26 protein-coding genes are annotated in these 22,268 nt (G+C 51.4%); 15 read left to right on the top strand and 11 right to left on the bottom strand.

Features of this window, described 5'->3' with window-relative positions; genetic code table 11:
- Positions 1–64 precede the first annotated feature (64 nt).
- The 7 genes from pyrC to HVX64_RS09935 all read left to right on the top strand — a co-directional run bounded on the left by pyrC (position 65) and on the right by HVX64_RS09935 (position 4,826).
- Positions 65–1,111: a dihydroorotase gene (pyrC, locus tag HVX64_RS09965; protein WP_043001012.1), complete on the top strand. Its 1,047-nt coding sequence runs from the start codon at positions 65–67 to the stop codon at positions 1,109–1,111.
- 76 nt (positions 1,112–1,187) lie between these two features.
- Positions 1,188–1,433 (top strand): DNA damage-inducible protein I, encoded by a 246-nt coding sequence (gene dinI, locus HVX64_RS09960; protein ID WP_042319691.1) that lies wholly within the window; start codon positions 1,188–1,190, stop codon positions 1,431–1,433.
- A gap of 333 nt (positions 1,434–1,766) precedes the next feature.
- Positions 1,767–2,021: a biofilm formation regulator BssS gene (bssS, locus tag HVX64_RS09955; protein WP_043001951.1), complete on the top strand. Its 255-nt coding sequence runs from the start codon at positions 1,767–1,769 to the stop codon at positions 2,019–2,021.
- 115 nt (positions 2,022–2,136) lie between these two features.
- Positions 2,137–3,258 (top strand): N-methyl-L-tryptophan oxidase, encoded by a 1,122-nt coding sequence (gene solA / locus HVX64_RS09950; RefSeq protein WP_044258034.1) that lies wholly within the window; start codon positions 2,137–2,139, stop codon positions 3,256–3,258.
- A 46-nt stretch (positions 3,259–3,304) separates the two neighbouring features.
- Positions 3,305–3,418, top strand: coding sequence for a YceO family protein (locus HVX64_RS09945; protein WP_044258036.1), 114 nt, complete (start codon positions 3,305–3,307; stop codon positions 3,416–3,418).
- Between the two features lie 263 nt (positions 3,419–3,681).
- Positions 3,682–4,254: a cytochrome b gene (locus tag HVX64_RS09940; protein WP_044258037.1), complete on the top strand. Its 573-nt coding sequence runs from the start codon at positions 3,682–3,684 to the stop codon at positions 4,252–4,254.
- Positions 4,251–4,826, top strand: a complete 576-nt coding sequence (locus HVX64_RS09935) for a YceI family protein (protein WP_044258038.1) — start codon at positions 4,251–4,253, stop codon at positions 4,824–4,826. The genes HVX64_RS09940 and HVX64_RS09935 overlap by 4 nt, the downstream gene beginning before the upstream one ends.
- Before the next feature lie 51 nt (positions 4,827–4,877).
- Here the strand turns inward: HVX64_RS09935 and HVX64_RS09930 are convergent, their stop codons facing one another.
- A complete protein-coding gene (locus tag HVX64_RS09930; protein WP_044258040.1) occupies positions 4,878–5,930 on the bottom strand; it encodes a rhodanese-related sulfurtransferase in 1,053 nt (350 codons plus the stop codon).
- Between the two features lie 224 nt (positions 5,931–6,154).
- Here HVX64_RS09930 and HVX64_RS09925 point away from each other — a divergent pair, with 224 nt between their 5' ends.
- The 3 genes from HVX64_RS09925 to HVX64_RS09915 all read left to right on the top strand — a co-directional run bounded on the left by HVX64_RS09925 (position 6,155) and on the right by HVX64_RS09915 (position 8,911).
- Positions 6,155–7,075 carry a Kdo(2)-lipid IV(A) acyltransferase gene (locus HVX64_RS09925; RefSeq protein ID WP_044258041.1) on the top strand — a complete coding sequence of 307 codons (921 nt, stop codon included), beginning with the start codon at positions 6,155–6,157 and terminating at the stop codon, positions 7,073–7,075.
- Positions 7,076–7,234: 159 nt separating this feature from the next.
- Positions 7,235–8,455 carry a multidrug efflux MFS transporter MdtG gene (gene mdtG / locus HVX64_RS09920; protein WP_044258042.1) on the top strand — a complete coding sequence of 407 codons (1,221 nt, stop codon included), beginning with the start codon at positions 7,235–7,237 and terminating at the stop codon, positions 8,453–8,455.
- Positions 8,456–8,536: 81 nt separating this feature from the next.
- Complete coding sequence (locus HVX64_RS09915; RefSeq protein ID WP_043001020.1) at positions 8,537–8,911, top strand: MysB family protein; 375 nt, start codon at positions 8,537–8,539, stop codon at positions 8,909–8,911.
- On the opposite strand, the gene HVX64_RS09910 is transcribed toward HVX64_RS09915, so the two are convergent.
- The 3 genes from HVX64_RS09910 to mdoG form a co-directional block, all read right to left on the bottom strand.
- Positions 8,912–9,139, bottom strand: coding sequence for a YceK/YidQ family lipoprotein (locus HVX64_RS09910; protein ID WP_043001952.1), 228 nt, complete (start codon positions 9,137–9,139; stop codon positions 8,912–8,914).
- 84 nt (positions 9,140–9,223) lie between these two features.
- Positions 9,224–11,752: a glucans biosynthesis glucosyltransferase MdoH gene (gene mdoH / locus HVX64_RS09905; RefSeq protein ID WP_043001021.1), complete on the bottom strand. Its 2,529-nt coding sequence runs from the start codon at positions 11,750–11,752 to the stop codon at positions 9,224–9,226.
- A complete protein-coding gene (gene mdoG, locus HVX64_RS09900; RefSeq protein ID WP_080343312.1) occupies positions 11,745–13,280 on the bottom strand; it encodes a glucans biosynthesis protein MdoG in 1,536 nt (511 codons plus the stop codon). The genes mdoH and mdoG overlap by 8 nt, the downstream gene beginning before the upstream one ends.
- Positions 13,281–13,560: 280 nt before the next feature.
- Between mdoG and mdoC the strand changes: the two genes are divergently transcribed.
- Positions 13,561–14,721, top strand: a complete 1,161-nt coding sequence (gene mdoC / locus HVX64_RS09895; protein WP_044258043.1) for a glucans biosynthesis protein MdoC — start codon at positions 13,561–13,563, stop codon at positions 14,719–14,721.
- Positions 14,722–14,735: 14 nt separating this feature from the next.
- Here mdoC and HVX64_RS09890 read toward each other — a convergent pair whose 3' ends face one another.
- The 6 genes from HVX64_RS09890 to csgB all read right to left on the bottom strand — a co-directional run bounded on the left by HVX64_RS09890 (position 14,736) and on the right by csgB (position 18,592).
- A complete protein-coding gene (locus HVX64_RS09890) occupies positions 14,736–16,217 on the bottom strand; it encodes a phospholipase D family protein (RefSeq protein ID WP_044258044.1) in 1,482 nt (493 codons plus the stop codon).
- Positions 16,159–16,692 carry an O-acetyl-ADP-ribose deacetylase gene (gene ymdB / locus HVX64_RS09885; protein WP_044258045.1) on the bottom strand — a complete coding sequence of 178 codons (534 nt, stop codon included), beginning with the start codon at positions 16,690–16,692 and terminating at the stop codon, positions 16,159–16,161. The genes HVX64_RS09890 and ymdB overlap by 59 nt, the downstream gene beginning before the upstream one ends.
- Positions 16,693–16,781: 89 nt before the next feature.
- On the bottom strand, positions 16,782–17,105 hold the full coding sequence (locus HVX64_RS09880; RefSeq protein WP_044258046.1) for a type 1 fimbrial protein: 324 nt from the start codon (positions 17,103–17,105) through the stop codon (positions 16,782–16,784).
- A 145-nt stretch (positions 17,106–17,250) separates the two neighbouring features.
- The gene (gene csgC / locus HVX64_RS09875) at positions 17,251–17,583 is read right to left on the bottom strand and encodes a curli assembly chaperone CsgC (protein ID WP_043001026.1); all 333 of its coding nucleotides are present in this window, start codon (positions 17,581–17,583) and stop codon (positions 17,251–17,253) included.
- A 60-nt stretch (positions 17,584–17,643) separates the two neighbouring features.
- The gene (csgA, locus tag HVX64_RS09870; RefSeq protein ID WP_044258048.1) at positions 17,644–18,096 is read right to left on the bottom strand and encodes a curli major subunit CsgA; all 453 of its coding nucleotides are present in this window, start codon (positions 18,094–18,096) and stop codon (positions 17,644–17,646) included.
- A gap of 40 nt (positions 18,097–18,136) precedes the next feature.
- On the bottom strand, positions 18,137–18,592 hold the full coding sequence (csgB, locus tag HVX64_RS09865; RefSeq protein WP_043001954.1) for a curli minor subunit CsgB: 456 nt from the start codon (positions 18,590–18,592) through the stop codon (positions 18,137–18,139).
- 762 nt (positions 18,593–19,354) lie between these two features.
- On the opposite strand from csgB, the gene csgD reads away from it, so the two are divergent.
- From csgD to csgG, 4 genes are read left to right on the top strand one after another with little or no spacing between them, the layout of a single operon-like run.
- On the top strand, positions 19,355–20,005 hold the full coding sequence (csgD, locus tag HVX64_RS09860; protein WP_044258049.1) for a biofilm master transcriptional regulator CsgD: 651 nt from the start codon (positions 19,355–19,357) through the stop codon (positions 20,003–20,005).
- A gap of 4 nt (positions 20,006–20,009) precedes the next feature.
- Entirely contained in the window at positions 20,010–20,399 is a 390-nt protein-coding gene (gene csgE / locus HVX64_RS09855) for a curli production assembly/transport protein CsgE (protein WP_043001029.1), read from the top strand.
- A 26-nt stretch (positions 20,400–20,425) separates the two neighbouring features.
- On the top strand, positions 20,426–20,842 hold the full coding sequence (gene csgF, locus HVX64_RS09850) for a curli production assembly/transport protein CsgF (RefSeq protein WP_044258050.1): 417 nt from the start codon (positions 20,426–20,428) through the stop codon (positions 20,840–20,842).
- Positions 20,843–20,867: 25 nt separating this feature from the next.
- Positions 20,868–21,701 carry a curli production assembly/transport protein CsgG gene (gene csgG / locus HVX64_RS09845; protein WP_044258051.1) on the top strand — a complete coding sequence of 278 codons (834 nt, stop codon included), beginning with the start codon at positions 20,868–20,870 and terminating at the stop codon, positions 21,699–21,701.
- A 32-nt stretch (positions 21,702–21,733) separates the two neighbouring features.
- On the opposite strand, the gene HVX64_RS09840 is transcribed toward csgG, so the two are convergent.
- On the bottom strand, positions 21,734–22,225 hold the full coding sequence (locus tag HVX64_RS09840) for a DUF1097 domain-containing protein (RefSeq protein WP_043001032.1): 492 nt from the start codon (positions 22,223–22,225) through the stop codon (positions 21,734–21,736).
- Positions 22,226–22,268: the final 43 nt, after the last annotated feature.

Genomic DNA, 22,268 nt, shown 5'->3' with positions numbered 1-22,268 from the left:
CGAAAACGTTTCCCCTTATCCTTTGTTTCCGGCAAAAATGACATCCCCCAGCCGGAGCATATTGATGACAGCACCCTCCCAGGTTTTAAAGATCCGCCGCCCAGATGACTGGCACCTTCACCTTCGCGACGGCGAAATGTTAAAAACGGTCGTGCCGTATACCAGCGATGTTTATGCACGTGCGATTGTGATGCCTAACCTGGCGCCGCCGATCACCACGGTAGATGCGGCAATTGCCTACCGCCAGCGCATCCTTGATGCGGTCCCTGCCGGACATTCCTTCACGCCGCTGATGACCTGCTATTTAACGGACACGTTGGATCCCGCTGAACTGGAACGCGGCTTTCGCGAAGGCGTGTTCACCGCTGCCAAACTCTATCCGGCAAACGCCACTACCAACTCCAGTCACGGGGTCACCTCCATTGATGCGATCATGCCAGTACTTGAACGCATGGAAAAACTCGGGATGCCGCTGCTGGTGCATGGCGAAGTCACCCACGCCGATATCGATATTTTTGACCGTGAAGCGCGCTTTATTGAGACGGTGATGGAGCCTCTGCGCCAGCGCCTGCCTGGGCTGAAAGTGGTCTTTGAGCACATCACTACCAAAGATGCGGCGGAGTATGTCCGTGACGGTAACGAATTATTGGCTGCGACGATTACACCGCAGCACCTGATGTTTAACCGTAACCACATGCTGGTTGGCGGTATTCGCCCACACCTCTACTGCCTGCCAATTCTGAAACGCAATGTCCACCAGCACGCTCTGCGCGAGCTGGTAGCCAGTGGCTTTGAGCGTGCCTTCCTCGGCACCGATTCGGCCCCACATGCCCGTCATCGTAAGGAATCGAGCTGTGGCTGCGCGGGATGTTTTAACGCGCCAACGGCACTGGCGAGTTACGCGAGCGTGTTTGAAGAGATGAATGCCCTGGCGCACTTTGAAGCGTTTTGTTCACTGAACGGTCCGCGATTCTACGGCCTGCCGGTCAATGACACTTTCGTTGAACTGGTACGTGAAGAGCAGCAGGTACCGGAGAGCATCGCGCTGACCGACGATACGCTGGTGCCGTTCCTCGGGGGCGAAACGGTACGCTGGACGATTAAAAAGTAAAAAAAATCGATGCCGCCTGTTGTAACCTGTCCAGGATAACTGTATAAATAACCAGTATATTCAACAGGGGGCCATTATGCGTATTGAAGTCACCATTGCTAAAACTTCACCTTTACCTGCCGGTGCTATTGACGCCCTGGCAGGTGAACTCTCCCGCCGTATTACTCACCACTTTCCCGATAACGACGGTAACGTGACCGTTCGTTATGCCGCTGCGAATAATTTGTCCGTGATTGGCGCGACGAAAGAAGATAAAGAACGGATCAGCGAAATTCTTCAGGAAACCTGGGAAAGCGCTGACGACTGGTTCATTAAAGAATAAAAATGCTATGCCGTAGTCTCTTTGCCGGGTCGCCCCGGCTTTTTTCTCTCATCTTTAAGGCAATCTTTTTTGCGGCATCATTTAGTATTCTCCGTTGCCTTCGGAATTGATTATATTTTCACCAGTCACTCAAAATTATTGCACAACATACTTAAAAAGAATGAACAAGATGGTGATTAATTACTCACAAATTCTTAATTTGCAGAAATTTATGCTCCCCCCTCTTTAAAATCTCAGTGAATACCCTTATTTATTGATATACTGAAGTTGCTTCAGATAAAAACGCATTGAACCTCGAAAACCGTTGTCTTGTAACACGAATTAGGGGGCATGATGGAAAAGAATAATGAAGTCATTCAGACTCATCCGCTTGTGGGATGGGACATCAGCACCGTAGATAGCTATGACGCGCTGATGCTGCGTTTGCACTACCAGACTCCAAATCGTCCCGAAACCGATGGTACAGAGGTCGGTCAAACGCTCTGGTTAACCACCGATGTTGCCAGACAATTTATTTCGATATTAGAAGCCGGCATAGCCAAAATCGAATCCGGCGATTACCAGGCCAACGAATACCGTCGGCATTAACGAGACGGACATTCTCACTTAAAAAGGCACCTTCGGGGTGCCTTTGCTATTTCTGGGTTGTATTACGCATTTCACTTATTTACTCTGCATCAAACGCGACAGCAGAGAGAAACTGATGAAATACGACTTAATCATTATAGGCAGCGGGTCCGTTGGGGCAGCCGCAGGTTATTATGCCACTCGCGCCGGGTTAAACGTTCTGATGACCGACGCGCATATGCCACCGCATCAACAGGGTAGTCATCACGGCGACACCCGGTTGATCCGCCACGCCTATGGCGAAGGTGAAAAATACGTTCCGCTGGTGCTGCGTGCGCAGGCGCTATGGGACGAACTCTCCACGCAAAATGAAGAGCCGATTTTCGTCCGCTCCGGCGTTATCAATCTTGGCCCCGCCGGTTCGCCCTTCCTGGCAAACGTCGCGCACAGCGCAAAACAGTGGCAACTGAACGTTGAGCAACTGGATGCCGCCGCCATCATGGCGCGCTGGCCGGAAATCCGCGTACCTGCAGACTACACCGGCCTGTTCGAAGCTGATTCCGGTTTTTTACGCAGTGAACTGGCGATCAAAACCTGGATTCGTCTGGCAGAAGAAGCAGGATGCGCTCAGCTCTTCAACTGCCCGGTCACAGCCATTCACCATGATGATGACGGCGGGGTCACTGTGGAAACCGCTGACGGCGAGTACAGCGCGAAGAAAGCGCTGGTGAGCGCCGGTACCTGGGTTCAGGCTTTGCTCCCCGAGCTTCCCATCCAGCCGGTACGAAAAGTGTTTGCCTGGTACCAGGCCGATGGCCGCTATAGCATCAAGAATAAGTTTCCTGCCTTCACCGGTGAGCTGCCCAACGGCGATCAATACTACGGCTTCCCGGCGGAGAACGACGAACTGAAAATCGGTAAGCACAACGGCGGGCAACTTATCCACGCCGAAGCTGAACGCAAACCGTTTGCCAGCGTCGCCAGCGATGGATCTGAAGCATTCCCGTTCCTGCGCAATATCCTTCCGGGAGTGGGTTGCTGTCTGCACGGTGCGGCCTGCACCTACGACAACTCGCCGGATGAAGACTTTATCATCGACACGCTGCCCGGCCATGGCAACACGCTGATCGTGACCGGGCTGAGTGGTCACGGCTTTAAATTTGCCTCCGTATTGGGTGAAATTGCCGCTGACTTTGCCCAGGAAAAGCCATCCGCTTTTGACCTGACGCCGTTCAGACTCTCCCGATTTACGGCATAATCGTTAAATGGCCTCGTAATGAGGCCTTTTTAATGGTGATTACAATATGCGTCGTCTGTTTCTTTATCTGGTCAACAATATTCGCGAGCATTTTATGCTCTACGTTATTTTATGGTCGCTGCTGGCGATTCTTGATGTTATTTATATCCTGTGTTACTGAGCCATCGGCATTGACAAATACTGACAAAAACTGAAAGTTATCTAATTTTTGTTTTGTTTTTTTGAATGACAAAACCCATCCCCTACCCCCCCACAAACCGTCATAAATCGGTCATTTCTGACGAATCCGTTGAATCAAAATCTACACTTAATACAAAATTATTGAATCAACGTTAAATCTCTCTCCCGGTGTTATTTTTTAGTTGCATTTATGTCTCTGTCAGGCCATTTTCATTCAATCCTGAAATATGAAATGGAATTTTTATGCAATTTTCAAATACGCCTCAACGGTATGGTTTTATTTCCGCCATGCTTCACTGGCTAACCGCGTTGGTGGTCTACGGGATGTTTGCACTCGGTCTCTGGATGGTGACGTTGAGCTATTACGACGGCTGGTATCACCAGGGACCGGAATTGCACAAAAGCATCGGGATCCTGCTGATGATGGGCCTGGTCGTTCGGGTCATCTGGCGTCTGATCTCGCCACCGCCGAAAGCGCTGAAAAGCTATTCGGCCCTGACCCGTGCTGGCGCAGCGTTGGGCCACCTCGCGCTATATCTGCTGCTGTTTAGCATTGTCATCAGCGGTTATCTGATCTCGACGGCGGACGGTAAACCGATCAGCGTTTTCGGCTGGTTTGATGTCCCGGCCACCTTCGCGGATGCTGGCGTTCAGGCCGATCTCGCCGGAAGCGTACACCTGTGGCTGGCCTGGACCGTCGTTATTCTTTCCATTCTGCATGGCCTGATGGCCTTTAAACACCACTTTATCGATAAAGACGACACCCTGAATCGCATGTTGGGTAAGTCGTCATCTGACTATGGAGCTCAAAAATGAAAAAAAGCCTGCTGGGTTTAACTCTCGCCTCTCTGCTGTTCACCACCGGTTCTGCCATCGCGGCGGATTATAAAATTGACAAAGAAGGACAACATGCCTTTGTTAATTTCCGTATTCAGCACCTGGGATACAGCTGGTTGTACGGCACGTTCAAAGACTTCGACGGAACCTTTACCTTTGATGAAAAGGATCCCGCCGCCGATAAAGTGAATGTGACGATCAACACCAACAGCGTGGATACCAATCACGCCGAGCGTGATAAACACCTTCGCAGCGCTGATTTCCTCAATGTCGCGAAATTCCCGCAGGCGACCTTCACCTCCACCAACGTGAAAAAAGACGGTGACGAACTGGATATCACCGGGAATCTGACGCTAAACGGCGTAACAAAGCCGGTGACGCTGGAAGCGAAGATGATCGGTCAGGGTGACGATCCGTGGGGGGGTAAACGCGCAGGCTTCGAAGCCGAAGGTAAAATCAAGCTGAAGGATTTCAACATCACCACCGATCTGGGGCCTGCCTCGCAGGAAGTGGAGTTGATTATCTCAGTTGAAGGCGTACAGCAGAAGTAAACGAGGAATGATGCCGGATGGCGATGTTGTCGCCGCCATCCGGCCACACCATTACTCGGCAGGATCCGGAATACCCAGTTTCGTATTCAGTCGTCCACGCGACTTGTTGAAGATTTTATTGCCGTTCTCGCGTCCTGCGCGCAGGCGACGTTGCTCTTCTTCAGGTAATGCGCTCTCTTCGCAACAGATCTCGCTACAGCAGCCGTTGTACTTTTGCGCACATGCCGGGCACTGAATAAACAGCAGATGGCAGCCGTCATTTTTACAGTTGGTGTGGCTGTCGCACGGCGCACCACATTGATGACAATGCGCAATCACCTCATCTGAAATACGCTCACCCATGCGCTCATCAAACACAAAGTTTTTGCCGATGAAACGTACCGGTAACCCCTGCTCGCGGGCCTTGCGTGCATATTCAATGATACCGCCTTCAATGTGCCACACTTTACTGAAGCCATTGTGCTTCATCCAGGCGCTGGCTTTTTCGCAGCGAATACCACCGGTACAATACATCACTATCTTTTTATCTTTGTGTTCCTGCATCATTTCGACCGCTTTGGGTAACTGCTCGCGGAACGTGTCGGCCGGGATTTCCAGCGCGTTCTCAAAATGGCCCACTTCGTATTCGTAGTGGTTACGCATATCAATGAACAGCGCATCCGGGTCGTCGAGCATCGCGTTCACTTCCGCGGCCTTTAGATAGTCACCGACATCGCTGGCATCAAAACTCGGGTCCTCAATGCCATCCGCCACAATCCGCTCACGCACTTTCATCCGCAGCACCCAGAAGGATTTCCCGTCATCTTCCAGCGCAATGTTCAGACGCACGCCGTCAAGTGCCGGATCAAAGGCGTACAGCTGCTGGCGGAACGTCTCCACCTGACTTTGCGGTACGCTGATTTGGGCGTTAATCCCTTCATGTGCCAGATAGATGCGACCGAAAACATTCAGCGCGGTTAACTTTTGATACAACGCATCGCGTGTGGCCTGCGGGTCTGCGATGGTAAAATATTTGTAGAACGAAATGGTCGTGCGCGGCTCAGTTTCAGCCAGCATCCGGGCTTTGAGGGCATCATTGGAAATACGGTTATGTAACACTGGCATGGTGTACGGGTCCTGCGGCAGGTGAAATCAGAATCGGCGGCATCATATAGCAATCCGCGCCAATTTACATCCATACATTTTGCGCTACATTTCTTTCTTCAAACTAAAAAATTAACAACATTTGCTGAATTTATCGCCATTCCGGAGCCACAAATTTTTTCTGACGGCGAAAAAATGCAACAATACAGATAATTGCCCGTTTTAAGGTATACAACAGGAAAGACATGACGAATTTACCTAAGTTCTCCGCAGCACTACTGCATCCACGGTATTGGTTAACCTGGCTCGGTATTGGCGCACTTTGGTTGGTCGTGCAGTTGCCCTATCCGATACTCTATCGCCTTGGTCATATGATCGGTCACCTGGCGTATCGTCTGATGAAGCGGCGGACGAAAATTGCATATCGTAACCTCGAGCTCTGTTTCCCTGAAATGAGTGAGCGTGACCGCCATGCGATGGTGGTTAAAAATTTTGAATCCGTCGGTATGGGCCTGCTGGAAACCGGGATGGCCTGGTTCTGGTCCGATCGTCGCATTGCCCGCTGGACCGAAGTGATCGGCATGGAGCATATTCGTGACGTTCAGGCTCAGCAGCGCGGTATTTTGCTGGTGGGGCTGCACTTTTTAACCCTGGAACTCGGTGCGCGTCAGTTCGGTTTGCAGGAACCCGGCATCGGCGTTTATCGCCCGAATGATAATCCCTTGATCGACTGGCTCCAGACCTGGGGTCGTATGCGCTCAAACAAATCCATGCTCGATCGCAAGGATCTGAAAGGGATGATTAAGGCGCTGAAGAAAGGCGAAGTGGTCTGGTATGCGCCGGACCACGATTATGGCCCGCGCGCCAGCGTGTTCGTCCCGCTTTTTGCCGTTGAACAAGCAGCCACCACCTCCGGCACCTGGATGTTGGCGCGAATGTCTAATGCCTGCCTGGTGCCGTTTGTACCGCGTCGCAAGCCCGATGGCAAAGGCTACCAGCTGATTATGTTACCGCCAGAATGTTCACCGCCGCTGGATGACGCAGAGACCACCGCCGCCTGGATGAACAAGATTGTTGAGAAGTGCATCATGATGGCGCCAGAACAGTACATGTGGCTACATCGCCGCTTCAAAACACGTCCTGCTGGCGTACCTTCCCGTTATTAAATCCTGCATAGCAGCCCCTTTTGGGCTGCTTTCTCACCGTTTTTAGCGATAAAAGCTCCCCACATTGCGACCCTCTGCATCCAGGCGCATAATGAATATGCTTAATTTATATTCGTTTTTTGCCCGATCGCGCCAACAGCGCATCACACGCGGATCGCTATGTCACCCTCTGATACTCCCATAAACTGGAAACGTAATCTCACTGTCACCTGGCTCGGCTGTTTCTTAACCGGCGCCGCATTTAGTCTGGTGATGCCATTTTTACCACTTTATGTCGAACAACTCGGCGTAACGGGCCACAGTGCGCTCAACATGTGGTCCGGACTGGTCTTTAGTATTACGTTTCTTTTCTCTGCGATCGCCTCTCCCTTCTGGGGCGGGCTTGCCGACCGTAAAGGCAGAAAGATTATGCTGCTGCGCTCTGCGCTGGGGATGGCAATAGTGATGCTGCTAATGGGCCTTGCGCAGAATATCTGGCAGTTTCTGGTGCTGCGCGCGCTGCTCGGGTTGCTGGGCGGATTCATTCCCAACGCCAACGCTCTCATCGCCACCCAGGTCCCACGCAATAAAAGCGGTTGGGCGCTGGGTACGCTCTCTACCGGCGGCGTCAGCGGTGCATTACTCGGCCCGTTAGCGGGCGGCCTGCTCGCCGACCAGTACGGCCTGCGCCCGGTTTTCTTCATCACCGCGACGGTACTGCTGATCTGTTTCTTACTGACGCTGTTTTTTATTCGCGAAAACTTCAAACCCATCAGCAAGAAAGAGATGCTGCGCGTCCGGGAAGTGGTTGCTACACTTAAAAACCCGAAACTGGTGCTGAGCCTGTTCGTCACCACGCTGATCATTCAGGTCGCGACCGGTTCCATTGCACCGATTTTGACCCTCTATGTGCGGGAGCTGGCGGGTAACGTCAGCAATATTGCGTTTATTAGCGGGATGATTGCCTCCGTACCTGGCGTCGCAGCATTGCTCAGCGCGCCGAGATTAGGCAAGCTGGGCGACCGTATCGGACCGGAGAAAATCCTCATTGCGGCGCTAATCTTCTCCGTTCTGCTGCTGATCCCGATGTCTTTTGTGCAGACCCCGTGGCAACTGGCGGTACTGCGCTTTTTACTGGGCGCTGCCGACGGCGCGCTGCTGCCGGCGGTACAAACGCTGCTGGTCTATAACTCCACAAACCAAATCGCCGGGCGCATCTTTAGTTATAACCAGTCGTTCCGCGATATCGGCAACGTCACCGGCCCGCTCATGGGAGCAGCGATTTCCGCTAACTACGGCTTCCGTGCCGTCTTCCTGGTCACTGCCGGGGTGGTATTGTTTAACGCCATTTATTCCTGGAACAGCCTGCGCCGTCGTGCTCTCACGCGAACAGCGGGATGATTTTTCAGCATTCATACTTGCATAACCGGAGAATCAGCTATTCTTTCCCTGATTACCTCATCAAATCAAAGGGAGACTCAGATGACCATGTATGCAACGCTGGAAGAAGCCATTGACTCAGCCCGTGAAGAATTTATGGCGGACCATCCTGAGCTTGAACAGGACGAAGCCAATGTACAGCAGTTCAACGTGCAGAAGTACGTGCTACAGGATGGCGACATCATGTGGCAGGTCGAGTTTTTTGCCGATGAAGGCGAAGAAGGCGAGTGCCTGCCGATGCTCAGTGGCGAGGCCGCGCAAAGTGTCTTTGACGGCGACTATGATGAGATAGAGATCCGCCAGGAGTGGCTGGAAGAGAATACACTGCATGAATGGGATGAAGGCGAATTTCAGCTTGAGCCCCCGCTGGATACCGAAGAGGGTCAAACCGCAGCCGATGAATGGGATGAACGGTAATTACTCGTAAGGGCCGTGATGCATGTCCAGCGGCAACAGCAGCGTGTCAAACACCAGCGAGAACGGCAGATCGAGGATAGTGACATAACGCCATGCTGAATCCCGGACATCCCACTGCACTCCCGGATAGTACTGGTTGCCATGCCCCTGTCCGGGGATTGTCCGGCTGATAATGCTGCCGCACCCGCTTAACAGCATCACCATGATGCCCACCGCTACGATTCGCACGTGATACCTCATTAATCGTTTTCTTCAGTATAAAAAAATACCGGCGCAAGCCGGTATTTTTCAGATGATTTCGCCGGGTGGCGCTTACGGCGTCTTCAGCGTCTGTGGGTTCAGGGTGATACCCTGATAATAACTCACCCACGATGAATACTTCTCTGGCGAATTCCAGACACGATAGTGCAAACGCGCCATCGTCACCGGATCGCTTAGCAGTACCAGACGACGGTCGCGATTCAGTTTTTCCGGGGTCTCGTTCAGCGCCTGCTCAACGTGACGATCGCGGGCAATCTCCAGTACCTGGCTTGCACGGTGACGTGCCGTCGCCATCGCAGTGGCCAGCGCGTTAAACGATGGGTTAAACACCGCGTGCATGAAGCCATCGTCAAGCGAGCGGTTGCGGTTCATCACCAGATACTTGTCGGTATCCACCAGCACCTGCGGCGGCGAATATTCTTCCGGGATCAGGAACAGCTTCCAGCGTTTGGTACGCAAACCGACCGTTGAACGGCTGGAGATCACCGAAACAAACGGTGACAGGATCAGCGAGAAGACAATCGGTGCCAGCCAGAACAGGAAACGCAGATCCAGCCACGCCATACCGACCGCCCATACCAGACCCAGCAGCAGTTGCGAACCATGACGCATAAACGCTTCGCCCCACGGCGTAGAGTCATCGTCACGCTGCGGCGAGTTCCACACCACTTCCCAGCCCAGGAAGGCGCTCACCACGAAGACGGTGTGGAACAACATACGCACCGGCGCCAGCAAGACGGAGAACAACACTTCCAGCAGCAGCGACAGCGTTACGCGAATAAAACCACCGTACTCTTTGGTGCCTTTACACCAGATGAGCAGAATACTCAGCAACTTCGGCAGGAACAGCAGCACCATTGTCGAGGCAAACAGGGCTATCGCCAGTTCAGGACGCCACTGCGGCCAGACCGGAAACAGCTGGCGCGGTTGCAGGAAGTATTGCGGCTCGGTAAGCGCATGGACTACCTGCAATGCGGTCGACAGCGCGAGGAACATAAACCACAACGGCGCGGAGAGATAAGACATCACCCCGGTCAGGAACACGGCGCGGTGAACCGGGTGCATCCCTTTTACAAGGAACAGACGGAAGTTCATCAGGTTGCCATGACACCAGCGACGGTCACGCTTCAGCTCATCCAGCAGGTTCGGCGGCAGTTCTTCATAGGAACCGGGCAGATCGTAAGCAATCCACACGCCCCACCCGGCTCGACGCATCAACGCCGCTTCCACAAAGTCGTGCGACAGGATAGAACCGGCGAAAGAGCCTTCACCCGGCAGCGGTGCCAGCGCACAGTGCTCAATGAACGGCTTCACGCGGATGATGGCGTTGTGCCCCCAGTAATGGGACTCCCCCAACTGCCAGAAGTGTAAACCGGCGGTGAACAGCGGCCCGTATACGCGCGTCGCAAACTGCTGACAGCGCGCATACAAGGTGTCCATGCCGGACGCCTTCGGCGATGACTGAATGATCCCGGCGTTCGGGTTCGCTTCCATCAGACGCACCAGACCACTCAGACACTCACCGGTCATCACCGAGTCAGCATCCAGCACCACCATGTAACTGTACTGGCTGCCCCAGCGACGGCAGAAGTCATCAATGTTACCGCTTTTACGCTTCACACGACGGCGACGACGGCGATAGAAAATCTGTCCTTCGCCCTGCACTTCTGCAATCAGCTCCATCCACGCCTTTTGTTCAGCAACGCAGATATCGGGGTTGTAGCTGTCGCTAAGAATATAGACATCGAAATGTTCGCCGTTGCCGGTCGCTTTTACTGATTCCCATGTCGCGCGCAGGCCAGCAAAAACACGATCAACGTCTTCATTACAGATAGGCATAATCAGCGCGGTACGGTGCTGCGGATTCAGCGGTTCGTCACCGACCGTTGACGCCGAAATACTGTACTTATCGCGACCAATCAGCAGTTGCAGGAAGCCCATCAACGCGGTCCAGAACCCGGCGGAAACCCAGCAGAACAGCACCGCAAAGAGGATCAAAATACCGGTTTGCAGCATGTACGGCAGCAACTGCATGAAGGAGACCCACAGGTCCTGCCCAACCATATCCGCCGGATTGATCAGCGCCCAGCCCTGATACGGCAGAATCGTCTTCATGTACCAGGTCGCGACGACCGTCTGCGCCAGCGTCAGCAGCAGCAGCGTATAGCGACGAAGGGTGCCAACGGTACGCCACTTCTGCTCGCTTTCCTGTTCTTCTTTCGTCAGACGCGCGAGATAGCGCGGCGTAACGTCACGTCCACGCAGACGATCCCAGAAACGCCCAACCGGGTTGGTGCGCCAGGGATCGGGAAACATCGAAGAACGTTTGGCTTTAGGCATTGCCTGAAGCTGATCGCGCCCTTCGTCATCTTTGATCAACTGCCCTTCGCCCAGCGAGTCTGGCCAGGCTTGTTGCAGACGCGCTTTGACAGAACCCTGCGGTGAATCGTCTTCTCGCGAGTAACGGCGATGCTCGGCATCCAGCGCTTCATGCACTGCGCGGATGTCAGTTGTCGGCAATGCCGCTTTCTCGATCTCCGAGAGCGGCATGGCGTCAATGTACTCAGTTGTCTTATTCATTGGCAGGTAACTGGTAGCTCCAGGTTTCACTCAACGTCTGATCGGCATTGACTAATGCCGCGCGCATTTCAGTGGTTTTCTTCACATCTTTCACTTTCACGCGCATCGTCATACGCCAACCTTTGGTGATCGGGTTGTAACGGACTGTTGTTTCCACGATCTCGCCGTTGTCGCCAATGCTGGTTTGCGCGGTGACCGGGGTATCCTGCGGCAGTTTTTTCATGTCCGTGCCGGTGAAGTCCACCACGAAGGCGATCGTGCCGTCAGGCTGGCGAATGAGATTAGACTGTTTGACATCGCCGGTTGAACGACGCGTCTGCTGCACCCAGGCGTTATCCGGCGCATGAAGTTTGTCTTCATCGCGGCTGAACGTCAGGGTGTATTTAAAGTTCATCTCTTTGCCAGGCTCAGGCAGTTGATCCGGCGTCCAGTAAGCGACGATGTTATCGTTGGTTTCGTCATTGGTCGGGATTTCAACCAGTTCAATCTTACCCTTGCCCCACTCGCCTTTCGGTGTAATCCAGGCGCTTGGGCGCAGATCGTAACGGTCGTCGAGATCTTCAAAGCGAGAGAACTGACGGCCGCGCTGGAGCAGACCAAACCCTTGCGGGTTTTCCATCGCAAAACTGCTCACCGCGAGGTGTTTCGGGTTATTCAGCGGACGCCAGATCCATTCACCGTTGCCGGCATGAATCGACAAACCGTTGGAGTCATGCAGTTCCGGACGATAGTTCGTCGCCGGTGAAGGCTGGTTTGGCCCATACAGGAACATACTGGTTAACGGCGCCACGCCCAGTTTACCCACCTTATCACGCAGGTAGACTTTCGACTGCACATCGACAACGGTGTCACGCCCAGGAATTATCACAAAACGATAGGCCCCGGTCGCACGCGGAGAGTCCAGTAAGGCATAAATCGTCAGGCGCTTGTCAGTTGGTTTTGGACGTTCGATCCAGAACTCACGGAAGCGGGGAAATTCTTCACCTGAAGGCAGCGCGGTATCAATAGCCAGACCGCGCGCAGAAAGGCCATACACCTGACCGGCCCCCAGGACGCGGAAGTAGCTTGCGCCAAGCATGCTGACGATTTCATCGTTTTTGTCTTTGCTGTTGATCGGGTACAACACTTTGAAACCCGCAAAGCCGAGATCTTTTACCGTGTCTTTATCATGCTGAACGTCGCCGAAATTGAAGTAGTCCGGGCTGTATTTGATTCTTTTAACCGTAGTTGCCGTGACTTCATTGATTTTGACCGGCGTGTCGAAGTACATACCCTGGTGGTAGAACTCGAGCTTGAATGGGGTCTTAAGATTACTCCAGTATGCTTTGTCGCGATTAAACTGGATCTGCTGATAGTCCGCATATTTCATGTCGCGGAAAACGGAGGGCAAGTTACTTTTTGGCGCCTCATAGCCTTTACCGGCTAAGGATTGAGCTTGCTTTGCAACATCATCGATGGAGAAGGCCCAGGCCGACGACGTGTACAGCGTTAACATAACTGCCGCACCCAACCAACGCATTTTCATCATTTGTGGTTTATGTTTCATAATTAGTAAGCACTTCCCCCTTTGTGTGCTTATATCGATCCGATCTATTTTAATGGATAATCAGGCATTAGGACAACTGAATCCCTGCATTGTTCAGCACGCTGGCTCATGGTTTAGACGCCTCGCCGGGCCCTTTTTCACTTTGCGTGCTTATCCTGGAGACAGGTCGTTGTACTTGGTGTAGGGTTGCCACCGACTGTAACGAGTAAACGCCTTACCGATAAGACGATTAGTCTGAGAATCTGAGAATACGAAAACCTTTATGAATCCCGTACCCGCACAGCGTGAATATTTTCTTGACTCCATCCGCGCCTGGCTGATGTTGTTGGGTATTCCCTTCCATATCTCATTGATCTATTCCGGCCATACCTGGCATGTGAACAGCGCCGAGCCCTCATGGTGGCTGACTCTGTTTAACGATTTTATCCATTCATTCCGGATGCAGGTCTTTTTCGTTATTTCCGGTTATTTTTCGTACATGTTATTCCTGCGTTATCCATTGAAACGCTGGTGGAAAGTACGCGTTGAGCGCGTAGGCATTCCGATGCTTACGGCTATTCCCCTGCTGACATTGCCGCAATTTATTATGCTGCAATACGTCAAAGGAAAAGCCGACAGTTGGCAAACGCTCTCACTGTATGAAAAATACAACACGCTGGCCTGGGAATTAATTTCTCATCTGTGGTTTTTACTGGTTCTGGTGGTATTAACAACCGTCAGTCTGTGGATATTTACCCGGATGCGAAAAAACCTGGAGAAAGCGGAAAAAAAACGGCTGGCCGCCGTGTCGATGGGCAAACTGACGCTCATCTTTTTCTTACTGGGTATAGGTTATGCGGTGATACGGCGGACGCTGTTCATTGTTTACCCACCCATTCTTAGCGACGGCTTGTTTAATTTCGTGGTGATGCAAACGCTTTTTTATGTGCCTTTCTTTATGCTGGGTGCGCTGGCCTTTATCTCACCTGAGCTTAAAGCGCTTTTCACCACCCCTTCCCGGGGATGTACGCTGGCGGCGGCTTTCGCTTTCATCGCCTATTTGCTGAATCAGCGCTACGGCAGTGGCGATGCATGGATGTACGAAACGGAATATGTCATCACCATGGTGCTAGGATTATGGATGGTCAATGTGGTGTTTTCTCTCGGCCACTGTTTACTCAATTTCCAGTCAGCCCGCGTCACCTATTTTGTGAATGCGTCACTGTTTATTTATCTGGTACACCATCCGTTAACACTGTTTTTCGGCGCCTATATTACGCCACATATTACCTCGAATCTGTTGGGCTTTATCTGCGGGCTGATCTTTGTGGTTGGCATCGCACTGGTATTGTATGAGATTCATTTGCGCATTCCGCTGCTTAAATTCCTGTTCTCCGGCAAACCGCCGGTCAGACAGGAACAAAGCAAAAAAGTGACCGGCTAATACCTGCGACCACGTTAAAGCAGCCACTCGACAGGCAATAGCGTCGCCAGTCGCACCAGAACCCGCTTCCAGAATCCTGTGGCGGGTTCTTTTTTTAACACCAGTTCTTCGTCCTGCTGCCGATCCACCCAGTTAATTCGCCCCCAGCGATCGAGGCGTAATTGCCAGGCCGCATCGCGTTGACTCTCAATGAACCGGTTATGGATAAGCGTCGCCAGCGTCTCGCTTTCAATCACAAATCCCATTTCCGTATTCAGCAACGTGGAACGGGGATCAAAATTCAGTGAACCAATAAACACCTTACGCCCGTCAATACTGAACGTTTTGGCATGCAGGCTGGAACCGGAGTTCCCCGTAAGCCCCCTGTCGTGCAGTACCACCTGACGTTCACGCGTCGGCTTCAGTTCATAGAGCTCGACACCATAACGCAGTAGTTTCTTCCGCCAGCGCGCATAACCGGCATGTACCACCGCGACATCATTGGCGACTAATGAATTGGTGAGAATCGCAATTTTGACGCCTTTACGCACCAGTTTCAGCAACTGCGCGACGCCTGCACGGGTCGGGACAAAATAGGCAGAAATAATGTCAATCCGCTCCGTCGGCGAACCCATCACGTCAAACAGTCGTTGTGGCAGTAAAGAGTGGCGCTGCGCTTTCCCCTGGCCTTTTAAGGGATCGTCACTTAACAGCCGGGTCTTCGCCCAGATAAGCGGTAGCGTTCCGCGATCGAGATGGGTCATAAACGGGCTGGTTTTCAGTTTATGCTGATATCGACGGGTGATGGGATCGTTGTACCAGGCGTCGGGTAGCTCAATGCGTTCGGTGATCTCTTGCTCGGAAAGTGCCAGTACCGATTTCAACGTCGAAACCGACGCGCAATGCCAGTAGCGTTCAAAATCCTCAGCAACCTCCCTGACGACGGGTCCGATGGCCATCACGTCCAGATCGGAGAACAGCGGCTCCTCGCCCGCGCCAAAATAGGCATCGCCAATGTTTCGCCCGCCCACCAGGGTGACAACACCGTCTGCGGTATAGCTTTTGTTATGCATCCGTCGGTTTAGCCTGGCGAAATCGGTCAGATAACCCAGCATCCGTAGCATGCGAAAAGAGAAAGGATTAAACAGGCGAACTTCAATGTTGGGATGGGCATCGAGCAGTTGCAGAGTGTCATCCAGCCCTGGCGTGTTGTTGTCATCAAGCAACAGGCGCACATGGACACCACGTTTCGCCGCCGCCAGAAGAACAGCGAACAGCAGTCGCCCGGACATGTCGTCTTCCCAGATATAGTACTGAACATCCAGCGTGCGCTCCGCCATTTCCGCCAGCCGGTAACGGGCGGCAAAGGCGTCCAGACTGTTATCGAGCGCAAGAATGCCGCACTCTCCGGGGTGATTGTCGCACAGAGGACGCGTGGCGCGGGCGAGGCGAGTCAGCTCATTCATCGCCTTGTTGGGTAAGTAGACGCTGGTAGAGTCGGGTTGTTTCGTCATCATAACAGACAAAGTATATCTGCTCAGGCAAAGCGCGGCGGGTAATAAATTCCGAAACGGTTTTCAGCGCAATTTCAGCGGCGGCGGCTCGTGGATAGCCGTAAACTCCGGTACTGATTGCCGGAAAGGCAATGGACGTGTAGCCATTGGCCAGCGCCAGATTCAGGCTATTAACGTACGCATCCTGTAGCAGTTGCGCTTCGTTATGCTCGCCGCCACGCCAGACCGGGCCGACGGTATGAATGACCGCTTTAGCGGGGAGGTTTCCGGCAAGCGTGATCACCGCATGGCCCGTCGGGCACTCGCCCTGCTGCTGTCTGACTTTCATGCAGGCTTCCAGTAAGGCGGGGCCCGCAGCGCGATGGATTGCCCCATCAACACCTCCGCCCCCCATCAGCGAGGCGTTAGCGGCATTGACGATGACATCAACCGCGACCGTGGTGATATCCCCCTGGATAACATGAATACGCGATTCCATAGAACCTCCTTGCGTCACTCTATTCTGTAAGTGTACAGCAGGGGATACCCTGAAATCGCTTTTTTCGTCTGTTTGTCCGAATGACCTGTTTAGCGGTAGCTGATGTCCATCACCGCCAGTTTTTTCTTCTCATCCAGATAGTGCAAGTTAACTGCGGCGATCTGCTTGAAGTGTTGTGGTGCTTTTAGCAGTTCCTGGGGTGAGTAATAGCGGGTTTGCGTGCGCCCCGTGTTATAGCACGACATTGCAAGGCGCTGTTGCTCCAGACTCACATTGCAGGGCGGTTCTACGATTTGACCGGTGAAATGAATCACCCCGCCCTGTCCTCCCGCATCCGCCATTGCGGTAAAAGAAAACAGGGTAAGAAGCGCGAGCAGCGGAAGGCTTGTTTTACGCGTGACAGATAACAGCATGATGCTTTCCTCAATGAGTATTCATCCTTGAGGGGTGATGTATTCCCTGACGGCGACAGGCCCGGGAGTCACGCATTCCGCGTCACTCTATTCATAGTTCAGCCACCTCGCTTCTGCCAGCATCGACGCATTAATTGTCAGTCAGTTATGACGATTTCACAGAGGGCGGCCACTGTTGCGATAAATGCAGAGACTGGCCGTCAGAAACCGTAACCACGATTTTGACGGTGTCTTGTGCAGAGATATTTAAACTGAGTCTGGTCAAATCAATGGCCTGATTAGCGGGCAGAGACAGGGTCTTTTTCTGTCGTGACTGACTTTGCCCCGCCACACCGTCACGAAGGGCTAAAATCTGCACCTGGCACACACAGGGTTGTGTCAGGGTGACCTGCGGCGTAATCGTGTAAATGTCTCCTTGCTGGGTGGTTGCAAACGTTATCTGATTAGAGAGCGCCGCAAGGAGTAATAAGGTGTTCATGATGTCCTCCCGAAAAAAAACAGGGCTTTCGCCCTGTTTATCGTCAGCACATAAACTGAATTAGTACTGATTAGCGGTGGCGTTGTTGCCAAAACCAACCTGATGCACAAGAACGCTGGAATCGGACGCAGTCTGGTTCACCAGCGCGGCGTTATGTCCACCATACTGGCTCACAGTAATGTCCGAATTTTTGCCGTTCCACTGATCGATGGTGGCGTTGTTTTTGAAGCCGTTTTGAGTCAGATCGATGGTGCTGTTATCTGAGCCCTGGCCCACGTCGGCGCCGTTACCAAAGCCATTCTGATGAATGGTCGTATCAGATTTACGAGCGTCGCTTTGCAGCGCAAGCGCGGCGTTGTTGACCCCTGACTGATAAATGCTCAGGGTCGATTCCGGGCCGGAACTGCTCCCGCCGCCGCCACCACCGCCGCCGCCCCATTGCGGAACAGAACCAGCCAGAGCACTGCCAGAAACCACGATTGCTGCAAATGCTGCCACTTGTAAAAGTTTCATGGTAAACCCCCATCGGATTGATTTAAGCGTCGTCAATGGATTAGCGTTGAATAACGCGAATTGCCATTTGCGACTGTCTCTGCACTACAACTGCTGTTTTTTGCGTACCATACTGAGTAATATTTGCTTTATTTCCAGAACCTTTCTGGATAATCATCGCAGTATTACCGTAATTACTTTGCGATATACTGGCATCATTGGAATGACCCGACTGAGCAACATACGCAAAATTATAAGCTCCTGATTGGTCAACTTTGGCCCGGTTACTTCCACCTTCTTGTGAAACTACCGACAAAAGTTTAGAGCCCTCCTGGCGTATCTTTGCACTATTATTCGTGCCCACTTGACCAATAATGGCTGCCTGATTAAATGAAGACTTACTTAATTCATTTACCGCAAAGTTATATTCGGAATGCGCTAAATCATAACTTGTTGCGGAAGCAATTCCAGGCGCACCCAGTACTGTTAACATCATAAATAACAATTTGTTTTTCATGTTGTCACCCTGGACCTGGTCGCACATCGAGAAAATAACATTCTCATCAATTTACCTGTTAACGCTAAACGTAATTTGTTAACGTCGCGTTACGATGAAGAGTATGTCTGCGGAAACATTTTAAATAACTCACCCGCCAGTGGTATTTTTATATTTTCGCTCACACCAAAGTACTAAACAGGGCAGGAATAGCCTGTTATTTGCGCTTATTTTATTTTCTTCACAATTATCTGTCGTGCTTTTTCTCGCCGTCAGTCAGCAGGCTGTAAAGTGGACTTTCCAGACTATGTTGTACGTTCAAAGAAGAGAGAGATGAGCAAGTCGTGACAAGCCTCGTTTTTTTCGTCATCAAAATGCGCGACGCCGGCGAATGTCATCACTGAGCAATTCCCACACCGATGAAGTACCAGAGCGAATTGTGTTTATTAATTTAAATTCAATTAATTAATATAATTTGTATGATTTTTTAAATCTGTGCAATAACGGCTGGATGTACAACTTTACTATCAAATCTAAACTTAAAAAAAGCCTTAAGATAACAAATTAATATATATTTTTACATTCTGTTACATGTTTAACACTTGCTTTAAGATTTGTAATGGCTAGATTGAAATCAGTTGTAGTTCATTTGTATTAATATTTGCCCCGTTCGGGCTGATTCTTATTTTACTACACACAGCAGTGCAACATCTGTCAGTACTTCTGGTGCCTCATTTCTGCAGGCAACTGTCAGATGTGCGACTAAAAAAGTGGGGTTTCATCATGTTTAATGAATTCCATAGTATTCATGGTCATACATTATTGTTGATCACCAAACCATCCCTGCAAGCTACAGCATTATTGCAGCATTTAAAACAATCTCTGGCCCTCACCGGAAAACTGCATAATATTCAGCGTTCTCTGGATGATATCTCCTCCAGCTGCATTGTTTTAGTCGATATGATGGAAGCGGATAAAAAGCTCATCCATTACTGGCAGGATAACTTAAGTCGGAAAAACAATAATTTAAAGACGTTATTGTTGAACACGCCTGATGATTATCCCTACCGGGATATTGAAAACTGGCCGCATATCAATGGCGTTTTTTACGTAGCGGATGACGAAGAGCGTGTCGTAAACGGTTTGCAAGGGATCCTGCGGGGAGAATGTTACTTCTCACAGAAACTGGCCAGTTATCTGATCACTCACTCAGGTAATTATCGCTACAACAGCAGTGAGTCAGCCCTCCTGACTCATCGCGAAAAAGAGATCCTGAATAAGCTGCGTATCGGCGCCTCCAATATCGAAATCGCACGTTCGCTGTTTATCAGTGAAAACACGGTCAAAACGCATCTTTATAATCTTTTCAAAAAGATAGCTGTCAAAAACCGTACCCAGGCGGTTTCGTGGGCAAATGATAACCTCAGGCGATAACGCCATGAAACGCTATTTAACCTGGCTTGCAGCGGCGCAGTTGCTGTTCGCTGCCAGCACGACGCAGGCTGTAGAAGTTGAAGTTCCTGGGCTCTTAACTGACCACACGGTTTCGTCTATTGGCCACGATTTTTATCGTGCGTTTAGCGACAAATGGGAAAGTGATTATCCAGGCAATTTGACCATCAATGAGCGACCCAGTGCACGTTGGGGAAGTTGGATCACAATAACGGTTAATCAGGACGTTATATTCCAGACTTTTTTATTTCCAACGAAAAGAGACTTCGAAAAAACTGTTGTCTTCGCGCTGGCACAAACTGAGGATGCCTTAAACCGACGGCAAATAGATAAAACACTATTGAGCACCGGCGATTTAACGCATGACGAATTCTAAAAAGTGATTTTTGTCCGGAGGCTGTAATGCGTGTCAAACATGCAGTAGTAGTACTCATGCTTATTTCGCCATTAAGTTGGGCCGGAAATATGACCTTCCAGTTCCGTAACCCTAACTTTGGTGGAAACCCCAATAACGGTTCTTTTTTACTGAATAGCGCCCAGGCGCAAAACTCTTATAAAGATCCCAGTTATAACGACGATTACGGAATTGAAACTCCCTCCGCGTTGGATAACTTCACTCAGGCCATTCAGTCACAAATATTAGGTGGGCTGTTGACCAATATTAACACGGGGAAACCCGGCAGGATGGTGACCAATGATTTCATTGTGGACATTGCTAACCGGGATGGTCAGTTGCAGCTAAACGTCACGGACAGGAAAACGGGCAAAACATCGACGATCGAAGTGTCGGGTTTACAGTCGCAATCTACCGATTTCTAAGTACCGCCACGTAAGGACAATCATCATGCAGCGCTTACTTGTATTCGTCGCCGTCATTTTACTGAGCGGATGCTTAACCGCCCCGCCAAAAGAAGCCGCTAAACCGACCTTAATGCCCCGTGCGCAAAGTTATAAGGATTTAACGCATTTACCGATTCCAACGGGTAAAATTTTTGTCTCTGTGTATAACATTCAGGATGAAACCGGGCAGTTTAAACCCTACCCGGCCAGTAACTTCTCAACAGCCGTCCCACAAAGCGCCACTGCGATGCTGGTCACCGCGCTGAAAGATTCCCGCTGGTTTGTTCCACTGGAGCGCCAGGGACTGCAAAACTTGCTGAATGAACGTAAGATCATTCGTGCCGCTCAGGAAAATGGGACTGTCGCCATCAACAACCGAATCCCGCTACAGTCGCTGACGGCGGCAAACATCATGGTTGAAGGGTCGATTATCGGCTACGAAAGTAACGTGAAATCCGGCGGCGTCGGTGCGCGTTACTTCGGTATCGGCGCAGACACGCAATACCAGCTTGACCAGATTGCGGTGAACCTGCGCGTAGTCAACGTCAGCACCGGTGAGATCCTCTCCTCGGTCAACACCAGTAAAACCATTCTGTCTTATGAAGTGCAGGCTGGGGTGTTCCGCTTTATCGATTATCAGAGACTGTTGGAAGGTGAAATTGGCTACACCTCCAACGAACCGGTGATGTTGTGCCTGATGTCCGCCATTGAGACGGGCGTCATCTTCCTCATCAACGATGGTATCGATCGTGGGTTGTGGGATTTGCAGAATAAAGCCGATCGCCAGAACGACATTCTGGTGAAATATCGTCATATGTCGGTACCGCCGGAATCCTGATGATCAGGATAAAAAAAAGCGTGAGGATTTCCTCACGCTTTTTTATTTTCCGCAACGGTTCGCGTACTGTGTCTTTCTCGCCGGGCCGCCAGCCACAGTCCACTATTTTTCATGGCATAGCCAAAGAGCAAACCGACCGCCAGTGAAGGCAAGACCAGTTTCCAGTCTCCCTGCCCGGCAAACGTGGCGCATGCACCGATAAATGTGCCTGGCACAAATGACAGTAAAACTTGCTTTGCCTGGATACACATCAGGAAGGCCACCACGCCGGTAATCACATAACCCACCAGTTCGAGATGCGGCGTCAACGCGCTACCGTAAATAATGACCAACGCCCACACCACGCCGCTCAACAGCGTGGAGGCCGAAATGGCCAACCCCTTTAACCCACCCTGCGGACAGGCGAAATAGGCGGTACAGCCTAAAAAGCCAGCCCAACTGAGTAAGCCAAGAGACACGGCCACCCATCCCCAGATACCGGAGAGAATGCCCGTTGTGATTGCAATGGAAAGAAGTATGTTCATGCCGCGCATGATAGCAGAAAACGACAATATGAATGAGATCACG

It is taken from the genome of Citrobacter sp. RHB20-C16 (assembly GCF_013890155.1).
Taxonomy (GTDB): Bacteria; Pseudomonadota; Gammaproteobacteria; order Enterobacterales; family Enterobacteriaceae; genus Citrobacter_A; species Citrobacter_A amalonaticus.
Note: the sequence above shows the minus strand (reverse complement) of the source record. Positions and strands in the feature narration are given on the sequence as shown.

What these genes read in the sequence shown, in the direction of transcription:
- pyrC (WP_043001012.1), top strand. Translation starts at nt 65, where the DNA reads ATGACAGCACCCTCCCAGGTTTTAAAGATCCGCCGCCCAGATGACTGG.
- dinI (WP_042319691.1), top strand. Translation starts at nt 1,188, where the DNA reads ATGCGTATTGAAGTCACCATTGCTAAAACTTCACCTTTACCTGCCGGT.
- bssS (WP_043001951.1), top strand. Translation starts at nt 1,767, where the DNA reads ATGGAAAAGAATAATGAAGTCATTCAGACTCATCCGCTTGTGGGATGG.
- solA (WP_044258034.1), top strand. Translation starts at nt 2,137, where the DNA reads ATGAAATACGACTTAATCATTATAGGCAGCGGGTCCGTTGGGGCAGCC.
- HVX64_RS09945 (WP_044258036.1), top strand. Translation starts at nt 3,305, where the DNA reads ATGCGTCGTCTGTTTCTTTATCTGGTCAACAATATTCGCGAGCATTTT.
- HVX64_RS09940 (WP_044258037.1), top strand. Translation starts at nt 3,682, where the DNA reads ATGCAATTTTCAAATACGCCTCAACGGTATGGTTTTATTTCCGCCATG.
- HVX64_RS09935 (WP_044258038.1), top strand. Translation starts at nt 4,251, where the DNA reads ATGAAAAAAAGCCTGCTGGGTTTAACTCTCGCCTCTCTGCTGTTCACC.
- HVX64_RS09930 (WP_044258040.1), bottom strand. Translation starts at nt 5,930, where the DNA reads ATGCCAGTGTTACATAACCGTATTTCCAATGATGCCCTCAAAGCCCGG.
- HVX64_RS09925 (WP_044258041.1), top strand. Translation starts at nt 6,155, where the DNA reads ATGACGAATTTACCTAAGTTCTCCGCAGCACTACTGCATCCACGGTAT.
- mdtG (WP_044258042.1), top strand. Translation starts at nt 7,235, where the DNA reads ATGTCACCCTCTGATACTCCCATAAACTGGAAACGTAATCTCACTGTC.
- HVX64_RS09915 (WP_043001020.1), top strand. Translation starts at nt 8,537, where the DNA reads ATGACCATGTATGCAACGCTGGAAGAAGCCATTGACTCAGCCCGTGAA.
- mdoH (WP_043001021.1), bottom strand. Translation starts at nt 11,752, where the DNA reads ATGAATAAGACAACTGAGTACATTGACGCCATGCCGCTCTCGGAGATC.
- mdoG (WP_080343312.1), bottom strand. Translation starts at nt 13,280, where the DNA reads ATGATGAAAATGCGTTGGTTGGGTGCGGCAGTTATGTTAACGCTGTAC.
- mdoC (WP_044258043.1), top strand. Translation starts at nt 13,561, where the DNA reads ATGAATCCCGTACCCGCACAGCGTGAATATTTTCTTGACTCCATCCGC.
- HVX64_RS09890 (WP_044258044.1), bottom strand. Translation starts at nt 16,217, where the DNA reads ATGATGACGAAACAACCCGACTCTACCAGCGTCTACTTACCCAACAAG.
- ymdB (WP_044258045.1), bottom strand. Translation starts at nt 16,692, where the DNA reads ATGGAATCGCGTATTCATGTTATCCAGGGGGATATCACCACGGTCGCG.
- HVX64_RS09880 (WP_044258046.1), bottom strand. Translation starts at nt 17,105, where the DNA reads ATGCTGTTATCTGTCACGCGTAAAACAAGCCTTCCGCTGCTCGCGCTT.
- csgC (WP_043001026.1), bottom strand. Translation starts at nt 17,583, where the DNA reads ATGAACACCTTATTACTCCTTGCGGCGCTCTCTAATCAGATAACGTTT.
- csgA (WP_044258048.1), bottom strand. Translation starts at nt 18,096, where the DNA reads ATGAAACTTTTACAAGTGGCAGCATTTGCAGCAATCGTGGTTTCTGGC.
- csgB (WP_043001954.1), bottom strand. Translation starts at nt 18,592, where the DNA reads ATGAAAAACAAATTGTTATTTATGATGTTAACAGTACTGGGTGCGCCT.
- csgD (WP_044258049.1), top strand. Translation starts at nt 19,355, where the DNA reads ATGTTTAATGAATTCCATAGTATTCATGGTCATACATTATTGTTGATC.
- csgE (WP_043001029.1), top strand. Translation starts at nt 20,010, where the DNA reads ATGAAACGCTATTTAACCTGGCTTGCAGCGGCGCAGTTGCTGTTCGCT.
- csgF (WP_044258050.1), top strand. Translation starts at nt 20,426, where the DNA reads ATGCGTGTCAAACATGCAGTAGTAGTACTCATGCTTATTTCGCCATTA.
- csgG (WP_044258051.1), top strand. Translation starts at nt 20,868, where the DNA reads ATGCAGCGCTTACTTGTATTCGTCGCCGTCATTTTACTGAGCGGATGC.
- HVX64_RS09840 (WP_043001032.1), bottom strand. Translation starts at nt 22,225, where the DNA reads ATGAACATACTTCTTTCCATTGCAATCACAACGGGCATTCTCTCCGGT.